The sequence below is a fragment of the Micromonospora andamanensis genome (assembly GCF_016863495.1).
Lineage (GTDB): Bacteria > Actinomycetota > Actinomycetes > Mycobacteriales > Micromonosporaceae > Micromonospora > Micromonospora andamanensis.
In genome coordinates, this window is the sequence record NZ_BOOZ01000002.1 from 259,948 (window position 1) to 274,589 (window position 14,642).

Here is a 14,642-nt window from a genome sequence, read left to right on the forward strand (position 1 = left end):
GCCGTCGAAGCGCTGAGGTGTGCGGCTTTCTTCACACGTCCGAAACAACCCGTCACGGTTCGGAAACCAGCCGGGGTCCCTGTGTGAAACAGCGGACCACCAGGCTTCCGCGCAACCGGCGTACGGGCGATGCTGCGCGATGCCGGGAGGGAGGGAAAACAACCCGAGAGGAGGCAGCGTGCCGGAGCTAGATTCTGGTGCCACCGCCTGGATTTTGACTTCAGCCGCCCTGGTGTTGCTCATGACGCCCGGTCTGGCGCTTTTCTACGGCGGCATGACGCGTTCCAAGTCCGTACTCAACATGATGATGATGAGCTTCGGGGCGATCGGCCTGGTCAGCCTGTTGTGGGTGTTCTACGGCTACAGCATCGCCTTCGGTGACGACATCGGCGGGATCACCGGCGATCTCTCCGCTGCCGGTCTTCGCGGCATGCTGGAGAGCGGCACCGAGGGCGGCATCCCCGACCTGCTCTTCGCCGGCTTCCAGCTGATGTTCGCCGTCATCACGGTCGCGCTGATCAGCGGCGCGATCGCCGACCGGGCCAGGTTCGGCCCGTGGCTGCTCTTCGCCGGCCTGTGGGCCACCCTTGTCTACTTCCCGGTCGCGCACTGGGTGTGGGGCGGTGGCTGGATCTTCGAGCTGGGCGTGCTCGACTTCGCCGGTGGCACTGCGGTGCACATCAACGCCGGTGCCGCGGCCCTCGCCCTGGCACTGGTGCTCGGCCGCCGGGTCGGCTGGCCGAAGGACAGCTTCAAGCCGCACAACCTGCCGATGGTGCTGCTCGGTGCCGGCCTGCTGTGGTTCGGCTGGTTCGGCTTCAACGCCGGATCGGCGCTCGCCGCCAACGGCACCGCCGCTGTCGCCTTCATCAACACCCAGGTCGCCACCGCAGCCGCGGTGCTCGGCTGGCTGCTTGTGGAGAAGCTGCGGGACGGCAAGCCCACCACCCTCGGTGCGGCGTCCGGCGCCATCGCCGGCCTGGTCGCCATCACCCCGGCCTGTGCCTTCCTGGAGCCGCTCGGTGCCATCGCGCTCGGCGTCATCGCCGGTGTCGTCTGCGCGCTGGCCGTCGGCCTCAAGTACCGCCTCAAGTACGACGACTCGCTCGACGTGGTCGCCGTGCACATGGTCGGCGGCATCATCGGCTCGCTGCTCATCGGCTTCCTGGCGATGGAGGTGCTGGCCGGTGAGGGCAACGACGGTCTGCTCTACGGTGGCGGCGTGACGCTGCTGGGCAAGCAGGCGCTCGGTTCGGTGGCCGTGCTGGCGTACTCGTTCGTGGTCGCCTACCTCATCGGCTTCGTGATCGACAAGACGATCGGCTTCCGCGCCAGCGCCGACGCCGAGGTCGAGGGCATCGACAACGCCGAGCACGCGGAGAGCGCGTACGAGTTCAGCTCCACGGGTGGCGGCGGTGGCGCGTTCGCCGCCGCGGGCATCGGTACCTCGGTCGCGCCGAAGACCGAGCCCACCGAACCGGTAAGCGAAAAGGTCGCCGGCTAACGTTCTGCGAATGGAGGGGTTGGACATGAAGCTGGTGACCGCGGTCATCAAGCCGCACCAGTTGGACGCCGTCAAGGAGGCCCTGCACACGCTGGGCGTGGCCGGGTTGACGGTGAGTGAGGTCCAGGGCTACGGCCGGCAGAAGGGCCACACCGAGGTCTACCGGGGCGCCGAGTACACCGTCGAGTTCCTGCCCAAGATCCGGGTGGAGGTGCTCACCGACGAGATCGACGTCGACAAGATCGTCGACGCGGTCGTGTCGGCCGCCCGGACGGGCAAGATCGGTGACGGCAAGGTCTGGGTGACCGCCGTCGAGGAGGTCGTCCGGGTCCGTACCGGCGAGCGCGGCCTGGACGCACTGTAGGACGGAGCATCGATGACCTCGTTGACCAGTAGGACAGCCTCGGAACCCCCGGGTAGCGCTGACCTTCTGGTCAACGAGGTCGTCGGCGTACCGGCCGGGGTCGGCGCGGCGGCGCGCCGGGCCCGGGCCGACGCGTACGACGCCTGGCTGGCCCGGCTGCTGCCGGCCCGGCCGGGCGTCGCGCTGCTCGCGGTCGGCGGGTTGGGTCGGCGGCAGTGCGCCCCCTACGGCGACCTCGACCTGGTGCTTGTGCACGCCGGGGTGCCCGGCATCGACGAACTGGCCGCCGCCCTGTGGTACCCGATCTGGGACGCCGGGCTGCGGCTGGACCATTCGGTCCGCACCGTCGCCGAGGCGCTGTCGGTCGCCCAGGACGACGTCAAGGTGGCCCTCGGGCTGCTCGACGCCCGGCTCGTCGCCGGTGACCCGGATCTTGCCGACACGCTTGTCAGCAGCGCGGCCGACCACTGGCGGCGGACCGCCGTCCGCCAACTCGCGCCGCTGCGGGAAAGCAGCGCCGCCCGCTGGCAGGCCCATGGCGAACTGGCCCACCTGCTGGAGGGCGACCTCAAGGAGGCGGCCGGGGGCCTGCGCGACGTGGGCATCCTGCGGGCCATCGCCACCGCCGGGATCACCGACGCGCTACGACCCGCCGTGCACGCCGCACACCTGCGGCTGCTGGACACCCGCGACGCGTTGCACCAGCAGGTCGGCCGGCGCATCGACAGGCTGCTCGCCCAGGAACGCGACGGGGTGGCCGCCCTGCTCGGCCTGCGCCGGACACCGTCCGGGACCGCCGAGGGCGGCCCGTCGGGCGCGGTGCCGCCGCAGCCTGCCGGCACGTCACCCGAGGCGCGTGCCGAGGACGGGGACGGCGACACCCTGCTGCGCCGGGTCGCGGGCGACGCCCGGACCGTCAGCCACGCCCTGGACGACGCCTTCCGCGCCGCCGACCGGCTCCGATCAGGTCGCCGTCGGGGCGCCGACGGACGTCCACTGCGCCGCCCGGTCGCCCGGGACGTGGTCGAGCACGACGGCGAACTGGTACTGGCCCGTACCGCCATCGGTGCCCGCCCCGACGCCAGCCTGTCGCTGCGGGTGGCCGCGGCGGCGGCGACCACCGGGCTGCCGATCGCGCGGGCCACCTGCGAATGGCTTGCCGCGTACTGCCCGCCGCTGCCGACGCCGTGGCCGGCCGAGGCCCGCGCCGCCCTGACCACGCTGCTCGGTGCCGGCGCCGGCATGATCCCGGCCTGGGAGACCTGCGACAGGTACGGACTTGTCGACAGATGGTTGCCGGAGTGGACCCGGCTGCGCAGCCTGCCCCAGCACAACCCGGTGCACCGGTTCACCCTGGACCGGCACCTGGTGCAGACGGCCGCCGAGGCCAGCCGGCACACCCGCGACGTGGATCGTCCCGACCTGCTGCTGCTCGGCGCGCTGCTGCACGACGTCGGCAAGGGGCTCCCCGGTGACCACAGTGTGGTGGGCGCACCGATAGCCCAGGGGATCGCCACCCGGATCGGCCTGCCGCCGGCCGAGGCGGCGCTGATCGGCACGCTGGTCCGGCTGCACCTGGTGCTGCCCGAGGTGGCCACCCGGCGGGACCTGTCCGACCCGGTCACCATCGCCCGGGTGGCCGAGTCGGTAGGCGACGTGACCACCCTCGACCTGCTGTACGCGCTGGTCCGCGCCGACGCCGCGGCAACCGGCCCGGCCGCCTGGTCGGACTGGAAGGGCCGGTTGGTGGCCGAGCTGGTCGCCCGGGTCCGCACCACCCTCGACACGGGCGACGTACCCGCCCCGCCGGCACCGGACCCGGCGCTGGTGGCCGGGCCGCTGCCGGTCGTACACCTGACCGGAGACCGGGTGGCGGTGGCCGCGGCGGACCGGCGCGGCCTGCTCGCGACCGTCGCCGGTTGCCTGGCCCTGCACCGGCTGGAGGTGCTCGCCGCCGACGCCTCGACAGTGGACGGGCGGGCCCTGGTGCAGTGCCGGGTGCAGCCGCGCTACGGCCTGGCCCCGGATCCGGTGGCGCTGAGCGCTGACCTGCGCCGCGCGGTGCGTGGCGACGTGTCGGTGACCCAGCGGCTACGCGGTCGGGCCCTGGCCGCACGGGGGGCCGGGGCCCAACCGCGGGTGGTCTGGCACCGCGACGCCGCCACCGACGCGGTACTGCTGGAACTGCGTGCCGCCGATGCCGCCGGCCTGCTCTACCGGGTGACAAGTGCGCTGGACGCGGCCGGCGCCCAGGTCCGGGCGGCCCGGATCGCCACCCTCGGCGGCGACGTCGTCGACGCCTTCTACCTGGTCGGCGGCTGGCCACCGGAGGACGAACGGGCCCGGCTCGAAGCAGCGGTCCTCGCCGCCGTCTGAGCCCGCACGAAGGATCTGTGGCAGTGACGGTGTCAACCGGGCGGCGTGTCGGCGACCGTAACTGCCACAGTTCGCGGCACCCCTGCCCCAGGGGTGGGGTGGCCGGCCGGGAGCGGGGGTGTGGGTGGCGGGCTACCCTAGCGGTGGTCGGACAGCTCTCCCGGCCTCGTTCGTGCTCGCCGGAACACTGACAAACGGGATGTTCGCGTGTTTGACACCTTGAGTGACCGCCTCTCCGGGATCTTCACCAAGCTCCGCGGCAAGGGACGTCTCACCGACGCCGACATCGACGCCACCGCGCGCGAGATCCGCCTCGCGCTGCTGGAGGCGGACGTCGCGCTGCCGGTGGTCAAGGGCTTCATCGCGAACGTCAAGGAGCGGGCGCGCAGCGCGGAGGTCTCCCAGGCGCTCAACCCGGCCCAGCAGATCATCAAGATCGTCAACGAGGAACTGATCGCCGTACTGGGCGGCGAGGGTCGGCGCCTCCAGTTCGCCAAGCAGCCGCCTACAGTGATCATGCTGGCCGGCCTCCAGGGCTCCGGTAAGACTACGCTCGCCGGCAAGCTGGCCCGCTGGCTCAAGGCCCAGGGTCACCAGCCGCTGCTTGTCGCCGCCGACCTGCAACGTCCCAACGCCGTCGGGCAGCTCCAGGTGCTCGGTGGCCGCGCCGGCGTCGAGGTGTACGCCCCGGAGCCCGGCAACGGCGTCGGCGACCCGGTGCAGGTGGCCAAGTCCTCCATCGAGCACGCCCGGCGGGCCGCCCGGGACGTCGTCATCGTCGACACCGCCGGCCGGCTCGGCATCGACGCGGAGATGATGCAGCAGGCCGCCGACATCCGCGACGCGGTCGACCCCGACGAGGTCATCTTCGTTATCGACGCGATGGTCGGCCAGGACGCGGTGCGGACGGCCGAGGCGTTCCGCGACGGCGTCGGCATCACCGGCGTGGTCCTCTCCAAGCTCGACGGCGACGCCCGTGGTGGTGCCGCGCTGTCGGTCCGTGAGGTGACCGGGCAACCGATCCTCTTCGCCTCCACCGGCGAGAAGCTGGAGGACTTCGACGTCTTCCACCCCGACCGGATGGCGAGCCGGATCCTCGGCATGGGCGACGTTCTCACTCTGATCGAGCAGGCCGAGGCGGCCTTCGACACCGATCAGAAGGAGAAGATGACCGCCAAGCTGATGGGCGGCGAGCAGTTCACCCTGGAGGACTTCCTCGACCAGCTCATCGCGGTACGCCGGATGGGGCCGATCGCCAACGTGCTGGCCATGATGCCGGGCATGGGGCAGGTGAAGGACCAGCTCGCCGAGCTGGACGACAAGCACTTCGACCGGATCACCGCGATCATCAGGTCGATGACCCCGGCCGAGCGGACCAATCCGAAGATCATCAATGGTTCCCGGCGGGCCCGGATCGCCAACGGCTCCGGCGTGACGGTGATGGACGTGAACCAGCTGCTCAACCGCTTCACCGACGCGCAGAAGATGATGAAGCAGATGGGCGGCATGATGGGCCTGCCCGGCGCCGGCCGGCGCAAGGCGACCAAGTCGCCGAAGAACAAGCGCAAGGGCACCAAGGGCGGCAACCGGCCGCGCAGCGGCGCCGGCACCCGGGGCGTGCAGGGCGGGCTCCCGGGCGGCTTCCCGGGCGGCATGCCGCAGCTCCCGCCGGGGATGAACCCGGACGACCTGGCCGCCGGTCAGGGCCTGCCGCCCGGCTTCAAGCTGCCGAAGATCGACTTCAACAAGCTCGGCAAGGACGGCAAGCCACCGCGCTGAGCGTGTCGGTGACGGCGGGTGGCGCGACCAGCACCTAGGGTGATGCTGCCCCTGGAAGGAGGAGTCATGACCGTGGCCCCCATGCTGCCCATCCCACCCGAGCGCTCGGAGTGGACGGTCGACGACCTCGGCGAGCTGCCGGAGGACCTTCCGTACGAACTGGTCAACGGAAGGTTGATCGTGCCGTCGCCGACCGCGCTGCATCAGGACCTCTGTGTCGAGCTGCTGCTCGCGCTCAGAGTCAACTGCCCACCCGACTACCTGGTCAGCATCGACCTGTCGATGCGGATCGACAGGCGCAACGAACCCCGACCCGACGTGGTCGCCATCCGCCGCGAGCACGCCAACCGCTCGCCCGTCCCGGTCGAGGACGCGCTGCTCGCCGTCGAGGTCATCTCGCCCACCTCGACCTTCCGCGACCTGTACGACAAGGCCAAGGTCTACGCCCACGCCGGGGTCCGCACCTACTGGGTGGTGGACCCGCTGCACGAGAAGATGACGCTCACCGAGTACGCCCTCAGCGCGTCCGGAGACTACGAGGTCGCGACCCACACCGAGGACCTTTTCGTGAGTGAGCGACCCTGGAAGGTGTCGGTGGATCTGCCCGCGCTTACCGTGCGGCGGGCCGGGCTTCTGGCGCGCGACGGGGAGTGATCGGGTAGGACTGTGCGCATGGCTCTGCATGTGCGCGGTGTGCTCCTGCCGGACGACGAGGTACGCGATCTGTGGCTGGTCGGCGATCGGGTGACCTTCGACCCGGTGCCGGGCGCGGAGACGGTCGCGGACGGCGGTTTCATCCTGCCCGGCCTGGTGGACGCGCACTGCCACATCGGCATCGCCCGGGGTGGCGCACCGATCACCTCGCTGGACCAGGCACGCACCCTGGCCCGAATCGACCGGGACGCCGGGGTGCTGGCCCTGCGGGACGCGGGCTCGCCCTTCCCGTACCCGGAACTGGATGACGAACCCGACCTGCCCCGGCTGGTCCGGGCCGGCCGGCACGTGGCACCGCCCAAGCGGTACCTGCGCGACATCGGCGTGGAGGTCGGTGCCGCCGAGGTGGCCGCGACCGTGGCGGAACAGGCCGCCGCCGGCAACGGGTGGGTGAAGCTGGTCGGGGACTGGATCGACAGGGGCGTCGGTGACCTGGCGCCGGCCTGGGACGCCGACACGATGACCGCCGCTGTCGCCGCCGCCCACGCCGCAGGGGTACGCGCGGCCGTGCACACCTTCAGTGAGTCGGCGGTGGAGATCATGGTGCGGGCCGGGGTGGACTCGGTCGAGCACGGCACCGGGCTCAGTCTCGACCTGATCGACCTGATGGCACGGCAGGGCACCGCGTTGATCCCCACGATGATCAACATCCGTACCTTCGGTCACATCGCCGACCAGGCGCGGGCCAAGTTCCCCGGGTACGCCGAACACATGCTCGCCCTGCGCGACCGCTTCCCGCAGGTGGTACGGGCCGCGTACGAGGCAGGCGTGCCGATCTACGTCGGCACCGACGCCGGCGGTGGCATCGACCACGGCCTCGCCGTCGAGGAGATGCTCCTGCTGCACGAACAGGCCGGCATGTCCAGGCTGGACGTCCTCGCCGCCGCCTCCTGGTCCGCCCGCGAATGGCTGGGCCTCCCCGGCCTGGTCGAAGGCGGCCTGGCCGACCTCTCCATCTACCCCGAAGACCCCCGCGCCGACCTCAACACCCTCCGCACCCCCACCCACCTCATCCTCCGCGGCCACCCCCTCCCCTGATCCCCGGCCCCCGACCACCCCGTTGACCATGAAGTTGTTGTCGCGACACGCGGGACGGAGCGGCAACAACTTCATGATCAAAGCTGAGAGAGGCGGGGCAGAGGGTGCGGGAATGGGTGGGCGCATAGGATGTGCGGTCATGGCGCGTGTGCTTACTCCCCGGGCTGAGGACTTCCCTCGGTGGTACCAGGACCTGATCGCTAAGGCGAAGCTGGCCGACAACGGGCCGGTACGGGGGACCATGGTGATCCGACCGGCCGGCTATGCCATCTGGGAGCGCATGCAGGCCGAGATGGACGACCGGATCAAGGCCGCCGGGGCGGAGAACGCGTACTTCCCGCTGTTCATCCCGGAGAGCTACCTCAAGCGCGAGGCCGAGCACGTCGAGGGCTTCTCGCCCGAGCTGGCGGTGGTCACCCACGGTGGCGGCAAGCAGCTCGCCGAACCGGTCGTGGTGCGGCCCACCAGCGAGACGGTCATCGGCGAGTTCATGGCCAAGTGGATCGACTCGTACCGGGACCTGCCGCTGCTGCTCAACCAGTGGGCCAACGTGGTCCGCTGGGAGCTGCGCCCCCGGGTGTTCCTGCGGACCAGTGAGTTCCTCTGGCAGGAGGGGCACACCGCGCACGCCACCCGCGAGGACGCCCGTGCCTACGCCCGCAAGATCCTGCACGAGGCGTACGAGGACCTGATGGTGAGCGTGCTCGGCATCCCGGTGGTGGTCGGGCTCAAGACCGCTCGCGAACGCTTCGCCGGGGCGACCGCCACCTACACCTGCGAAGGCATGATGGGCGACGGTAAGGCGCTCCAGCTCGGCACCAGCCACGAGCTGGGCCAGAACTTCGCCAAGGCGTTCGACATCAGCTACTCCTCGGCTGAAGGTGGCCGGGAGCACGCCTGGACGACCTCCTGGGGCACCTCGACCCGGATGCTGGGCGGCCTGATCATGTGCCACGGCGACGACAACGGGCTGCGGGTGCCGCCGAAGCTGGCGCCGACCCAGGCGTACGTCATGGTGGTCAAGGACGGTGACGGCGTCTCCGAGGCGGCGGCCAAGCTGCGCGACGCGCTGCGGGACGCCGGCGTCCGGGTCACGCTCGACGACCGCACCGACACCCCGTTCGGCCGCCGGGCCGTCGACGCCGAGCTGCGCGGCTATCCGGTACGCGTCGAGGTCGGTCCCCGCGACCTGGCCGCCGGCAACGCGGTGGTGGTCCGCCGTACGGACGGCTCGAAGGCGCCCACGCCGGTGGCGGACGTGGTCGGTGCGGTGCTCGCCGCCCTGGACGCCGACCAGCGGGCGCTGCACGACCAGGCGCTGGCCTTCCGCGAGTCGCGCACTGTCGACGTGGCGACGCTCGACGAGGCACTGGAGGCAGCAACCACCGGCTGGGCCCGCGTCCCGTGGTCCGTCGTCGGCACCGACGGCGAGGCGAAGGCCAACGCCCAGGGCGTCACCGTCCGCTGCCTGGTCCGCGCCGACAACTCCGTCCCCGACACCGAGGACGAGCCCGACCTCCGCGCCATCCTCGCCCGCGCCTACTAACCCGCCCCACCCCACCCCCACCCCGCGCCTGTTTGATCATGAGGTTAACGGCGAAGTTGATCTCTTGAACTGCCGCTAACCTCATGGTCAACAGGGGTTGGGCGGGTGGGGCGGTAGGGTCGGGGGCGTGAGGTTCGAGCCGGGTCGGTTGGTCGTGCACCGCAATGTGCGGCGGGGGCGGATCGGCTGGGTGCGGCCGGCCCGGGTGGTCAGCGACGACGAGCGGGGGCTGCTGCTCTGGGTGGCCGAGGGCACCCCGGTGGCCGGCGAGGTCAACGAGGCCGGGCTGGGTATGCGGGCGGTGCCCTTCCAGGAGTGGCTGACTCCGACCTTCCGGCTGGCGCAGGGCCACTGGAACGGCCCGCCGCTGTTGAAGTTCCTGCCCATCGGGGCGGCCCACTCCGTCTGGTGGTTCCGCGACGTGCGGGGCCGCTTCGCCGGCTGGTACGTCAACCTGGAGGAACCCGGCGTCCGGTGGGACGACGGCGAGCTGGGCGGCGTCGACATCGTCGACCAGGATCTCGACGTGTGGGTCCGCCCGGACCGCAGTTGGGAGTGGAAGGACGAGGACGAGTTCGTCGAGCGGCTCGCCTTCCCGGAGCACTACTGGGTGACCGACGAAGCGGCGGTGCGGGCCGAGGGTAAACGGGTGATCGCGCTGGCCGAGGCCGGGGTCTTCCCCTTCGACGGCACCTGGTGCGACTTCACCCCGCCAGCGCATTGGACGGTGCCGGACGGCCTGCCCGCAGGCTGGGACCGCCCTCCGGTCCGCTGACCTCGACGCGTGTGTTCCTCGTCACGTCCGGCCTGCCTCGGGTGACCCCTGGCCGGTGCGGTGTCAGTGTTCCGGACGGGATCTGGCAGAATGGGTTGCTGGTATCCGGCGCGTGTCCGGCGCCCTCTAACCCGGGCGCGTCGCCAGTCCACCCGAGCGGTCTCCGGCCCAACCCCACTGTGCCGGTTGGCGCTCACCCATGCACACCGCCCGTACGGGTCGGTGAGATCGCAACAGGAGCGAAACAACCGTGGCCGTAAAGATCCGGCTCCTGCGGATGGGCAAGATCCGCAACCCGCAGTACCGCATCGTCATCGCCGACTCGCGCACCAAGCGCGACGGCCGGGCGATCGAGTTCGTCGGCATCTACCAGCCGAAGGAAGACCCTTCGGTCATCGAGGTCAAGTCGGAGCGGGTCCAGTACTGGCTGTCCGTCGGCGCTCAGCCCAGCGAGGCGGTGCAGCGGCTGCTGGAGCTGACCGGTGACTGGCAGAAGTTCAAGGGCCTGCCGGCCCCGCCGCCGCTGAAGGTCGCTCCCGAGCGGGCCGACCGCAAGGCGGCCTACGAGGCCGAGGCGAAGGCCGCCGCAGGCGTGGCCGACACGCCGGCCAAGCCGGCGAAGAAGGCCACCAAGGCCGCTGAGGCACCGAAGGCCGCTGAGGCACCGAAGGCCGAGGAGACTCCGAAGGCCGAGGAGAAGCCCGCCGCGGACTCCGGCGAGCAGGCCTGACATGGCGTTGCGGCCGGCGTTGGAGCACCTGGTCAAGGGCATCGTCGACCACCCTGACGACGTGCGTGTCCGGATGGTCGACTCCCGTCGGGGCAAGCGGCTGGAGGTCCGGGTGCATCCCGAGGACCTGGGCACCGTGATCGGGCGGTCCGGCCGGACCGCCAAGGCGCTGCGCCAGGTGATCGGCTCCATCGGTGGGCGCGGCGTACGCGTCGACATCGTCGACTCGTACTGATGCAGCTCATCGTCGGCAGGATCGGGAAGCCGCACGGCATCCGCGGTGAGGTCACCGTGGAGGTGCGGACCGACGAGCCCGAGACGCGGTTCGCCCCCGGCATGGTGTTGGTCACCGTGCCGGGGGCGAACGCCGCGAATGCAGCCGCCGCCCAGCCCGCGCCGGACGGCCCGGGTGTGCCGTTCCGGGTGCCCGACGAGTTGACCGTCGAGTCCGCGCGCTGGCACCAGGGCCGGTTGCTCGTCGCCTTCGGCGGGGTGCTGGACCGCGACGTCGCCGAGGCGCTGCGGGGCACCCTGCTCGCCGTGGACAGCGCCGACGTGGACCCGCCGGAGGATCCGGAGGAGTTCAACGACCACCAGTTGGTCGGGTTGGCAGTGGTCACCCCGACCGGCGAACGGTTGGGTGAGGTGGCCCGGATCGATCACGCTCCCGCATCCGATCTGCTGGTGCTGCGGCGTCCCGAGGGGCGCACGGCGTTGATCCCGTTTGTCAAGGAGATCGTCCCCGAGGTCGATCTCGCCGGTGGTCGCGTCGTGGTGGACCCGCCCAGCGGCCTGCTCGATCTCTGACCGGCGGAGCACCCCCTGATGCGCGTCGACATCGTGTCGATCTTCCCGGAGTACTTCGCCCCGCTCGACCTGTCACTGATCGGCAGGGCCCGCGCCAACGGGACGCTGCGGTTGGCCGTACACGATCTGCGTGGCTGGACCCACGACGTGCACCGGACCGTCGACGACACCCCGTACGGCGGCGGACCGGGCATGGTGATGCGGCCCGAGCCGTGGGGCGAGGCGTTGGACGCCCTGGCACCGGCGGAGCTGACCCCGCCACGGCTGCTGGTGCCGTCGCCGGCCGGCGTGCCCTTCACCCAGGCGATGGCCCACGAGCTGGCGGCCGAGCCGCACCTGCTGTTCGCCTGCGGCCGGTACGAGGGCATCGACCAGCGGGTCCTCGACCACGCCGCGACGCGGATGCCGGTCACCGAGGTCAGTCTCGGTGACTACGTGCTCTTCGGTGGTGAGGTGGCGGTGCTGGTGATCCTGGAGGCGGTGACCCGGCTGCTGCCGGGAGTCCTCGGCAACGCCGGTTCGCTGGCCGAGGAGTCCCACGCGCACGGGTTGCTGGAAGCGCCGATGTACACCAAGCCGGCGACCTGGCGCGGGCTGCCGGTGCCGGAGGTGCTCCGCTCCGGCGACCACGGCCGGATCGCCCGCTGGCGACGCGACGAGGCGCTCGTCCGGACCGGTCGTCGCCGGCCGGACATGCTCACCGGGCTGGACCCGCAGAGCCTGGACAAACGGGACGTGGCGGCGTTGGACCGGGCCGGATTTCAGGTGCCCGGACCGGATGTGGCAAAGTAGAGGGGTTGCCGCAGTCGTCTGCGCCCGTGGGCGGCTGCGAGGATCTCCGACCGGGGTCGGTTAGCGCCGGCCACCACCCGGGGATCAGTATCACCCATCCGCGCGCCGATTGACGGTGCGCCGTGAGCCTCACGAGGACGCAGCGATGAACATCCTGGACGCCCTTGACGCCCAGTCGAAGCGCACCGACCTGCCCGACTTCCGTGCCGGTGACACCGTGAAGGTGCACGCCCGGGTGGTCGAGGGAGCCCGGTCCCGGGTCCAGATCTTCCAGGGCGTCGTCATCCGCCGCCAGGGTGCTGGGCTGCGCGAGACCTTCACCGTCCGCAAGCTCAGCTTCGGCGTCGGCGTCGAGCGGACCTACCCGATCAACAGCCCGGCGATCGACCGGATCGAGGTCGTGGTCCGGGGTGACGTCCGTCGCGCCAAGCTCTACTACCTGCGTGAGCTGCGCGGCAAGAAGGCCAAGATCAAGGAGCTGCGCGAGAAGCAGCCGAGCTGACGTCGCGCTGCGCCACGCCGCCCGAGCTGCGCGTATGCCGTACTGGCCAGTCCGCACTACCCTGGTCGTACGGGCGCAGCGCGGCGGTACCCGCCTCGTGTGGCGGGTGACCTCCACTACCGCCCGGGGAGCCTCGACGAGGTTCCCGGGCGGTAGTCGTTTCTGCGGACCGGGGAGTGGGCGTGGTACAGGCGCTTGACGACAGCGGTGCGGCCGATCCCTGGCGCCGACGCACCCGGCGCGGTAAACGGCAGATGCCGCTCTGGCAGGAGCTGCCGCTGCTGCTGATCGTCGCCTTCTGCCTGGCTGTGCTGATCCGTACGTTTCTCCTCCAGGCGTTCTTCATCCCCTCCGGGTCGATGGAGGACACCCTGCTCGTCGGTGACCGGGTGGTGGTCAACAAGGTCGTCTACAACGTCCGGAACCCGCAGCGCGGCGAGGTGGTGGTCTTCCGGGGCACCGACCAGTGGGTGCCGCAGGTGGATGCCCAACCGCCCACCGGCTTCGCCGACAAGCTGGGCCGCACCGTCGGTGACCTGATCGGCGTCGGTCGTCCGGGCGAGAAGGACTTCATCAAACGCGTCATCGCGCTCCCCGGGGACCGGGTGAGCTGCTGTGACGACCAGGGGCGGGTGCTTGTCAACGGCACCCCGTTGGACGAGTCGGCGTACGTGCTGCGGGACTCGCCGCTGGAGTTGCCGCCGAACCCGCAGGAGTGCCGTTCCCGGCGGTTCGAGGAAATCGTCGTGCCGCCCGGCCAGATGTTCGTCCTCGGCGACCATCGGCAGGTCTCGCAGGACGCACGCTGCCAGGGCACGGTGCCGATCGACAACGTGGTGGGCCGGGCGTTCGCGGTGGTCTGGCCGTCCGACAGGTGGCACTCGCTGCCGATCCCGGAGACGTTCGGCACCGTCGCCCCGCCGCCCACCGCGACCGACGGTGCGGCCCCGGTGCGCCCCACCTCCGACGGGGGTGTGGTGCTACTCCTCCCGATTGCGGCCACACTATCCGTTCTCGCGCGTTCCGGACGGTGGCGCTCGGTCGGGCAACGTAGGCTCCTCCCGTGATTGACGAGCAGACCGACAAGCCGCGCCACTCCTTCTGGAAGGAACTGCCCATCCTCCTCGGGGTGGCGATCCTGGTGGCGGTCCTGGTACGTGCCTTCGTACTGCAGACCTTCTTCATCCCGTCGCCGTCCATGGAGAACACTCTCAAGATCGACGATCGGGTGCTTGTCAACAAGCTCGTCTACCACACCCGCTCGCCGCATCGCGGCGAGGTGATCGTCTTCAAGGCGCCGCTGGAGTGGAGTGGCAACCCGGCGGGGGAGGACTTCATCAAGCGGGTCATCGGCGTCGGCGGCGACCGGGTGGTCTGCTGCGACGACCAGGACCGCCTGGTGATCAACGGCACGCCGTTGGACGAGCCGTACATCTTCTCGGTGGACGGCCAGCGGGACAAGCCGGCGGACCAGGAGTTCGACGTGCAGGTGCCCGAGGGGCGGCTGTGGGTGATGGGTGACCACCGGTCCGCCTCCGGGGACTCGCTGGAGCACTACCAGCAGTCCGGGCAGAACATCCAGTCGGCCACCATCCCCGAGGACGACGTGGTGGGGCGGGCCTTCACGATTTTCTGGCCGTTCGACCGGGCCACCATTCTGACCGTGCCGGACGAGTTCGACGCGATTCCGAAGTCCTGACCAGGGCCGGCCCGCT

General features: G+C 70.9%; 14 protein-coding genes and 1 pseudogene. All 15 read left to right on the forward strand.

From position 1 onward, the window contains the following. The first annotated feature begins 139 nt into the window (after positions 1-139). The 15 genes and pseudogenes from Van01_RS01820 (at position 140) to lepB (Van01_RS01890) (ending at position 14,626) form a co-directional block, all read left to right on the forward strand. A complete protein-coding gene (locus tag Van01_RS01820) occupies positions 140-1,504 on the forward strand; it encodes an ammonium transporter (RefSeq protein WP_203998412.1) in 1,365 nt (454 codons plus the stop codon). 25 nt (positions 1,505-1,529) lie between these two features. Further along, entirely contained in the window at positions 1,530-1,868 is a 339-nt protein-coding gene (locus Van01_RS01825; protein ID WP_199172388.1) for a P-II family nitrogen regulator, read from the forward strand. Between the two features lie 12 nt (positions 1,869-1,880). Continuing rightward, positions 1,881-4,244, forward strand: coding sequence for a [protein-PII] uridylyltransferase (locus Van01_RS01830; protein WP_203998415.1), 2,364 nt, complete (start codon positions 1,881-1,883; stop codon positions 4,242-4,244). A gap of 207 nt (positions 4,245-4,451) precedes the next feature. Further along, positions 4,452-6,023: a signal recognition particle protein gene (gene ffh / locus Van01_RS01835; protein ID WP_203998418.1), complete on the forward strand. Its 1,572-nt coding sequence runs from the start codon at positions 4,452-4,454 to the stop codon at positions 6,021-6,023. 66 nt (positions 6,024-6,089) lie between these two features. Beyond that, positions 6,090-6,677 (forward strand): Uma2 family endonuclease, encoded by a 588-nt coding sequence (locus Van01_RS01840; protein WP_203998421.1) that lies wholly within the window; start codon positions 6,090-6,092, stop codon positions 6,675-6,677. 18 nt (positions 6,678-6,695) lie between these two features. Next, complete coding sequence (locus Van01_RS01845; protein ID WP_203998437.1) at positions 6,696-7,775, forward strand: amidohydrolase family protein; 1,080 nt, start codon at positions 6,696-6,698, stop codon at positions 7,773-7,775. Positions 7,776-7,914: 139 nt separating this feature from the next. Further along, a complete protein-coding gene (gene proS, locus Van01_RS01850; RefSeq protein ID WP_203998440.1) occupies positions 7,915-9,321 on the forward strand; it encodes a proline--tRNA ligase in 1,407 nt (468 codons plus the stop codon). Positions 9,322-9,448: 127 nt separating this feature from the next. Then, positions 9,449-10,096, forward strand: coding sequence for a ribonuclease FAU-1 family protein (locus tag Van01_RS01855; protein ID WP_203998443.1), 648 nt, complete (start codon positions 9,449-9,451; stop codon positions 10,094-10,096). 250 nt (positions 10,097-10,346) lie between these two features. After that, a complete protein-coding gene (gene rpsP, locus Van01_RS01860) occupies positions 10,347-10,826 on the forward strand; it encodes a 30S ribosomal protein S16 (RefSeq protein ID WP_203998446.1) in 480 nt (159 codons plus the stop codon). A gap of 1 nt (position 10,827) precedes the next feature. Further along, complete coding sequence (locus tag Van01_RS01865) at positions 10,828-11,061, forward strand: RNA-binding protein (RefSeq protein WP_013732101.1); 234 nt, start codon at positions 10,828-10,830, stop codon at positions 11,059-11,061. Beyond that, positions 11,061-11,633, forward strand: coding sequence for a ribosome maturation factor RimM (gene rimM, locus Van01_RS01870; protein ID WP_203998449.1), 573 nt, complete (start codon positions 11,061-11,063; stop codon positions 11,631-11,633). Before Van01_RS01865 ends, rimM begins: the two co-directional genes overlap by 1 nt. Positions 11,634-11,651: 18 nt before the next feature. After that, complete coding sequence (gene trmD, locus Van01_RS01875; protein ID WP_203998451.1) at positions 11,652-12,425, forward strand: tRNA (guanosine(37)-N1)-methyltransferase TrmD; 774 nt, start codon at positions 11,652-11,654, stop codon at positions 12,423-12,425. 145 nt (positions 12,426-12,570) lie between these two features. Further along, the gene (rplS, locus tag Van01_RS01880) at positions 12,571-12,927 is read left to right on the forward strand and encodes a 50S ribosomal protein L19 (RefSeq protein ID WP_093401691.1); all 357 of its coding nucleotides are present in this window, start codon (positions 12,571-12,573) and stop codon (positions 12,925-12,927) included. A gap of 182 nt (positions 12,928-13,109) precedes the next feature. Next, a pseudogene (lepB, locus tag Van01_RS01885) lies at positions 13,110-13,981 on the forward strand (signal peptidase I). Between the two features lie 9 nt (positions 13,982-13,990). Further along, on the forward strand, positions 13,991-14,626 hold the full coding sequence (lepB, locus tag Van01_RS01890) for a signal peptidase I (protein ID WP_203998457.1): 636 nt from the start codon (positions 13,991-13,993) through the stop codon (positions 14,624-14,626). Positions 14,627-14,642: the final 16 nt, after the last annotated feature.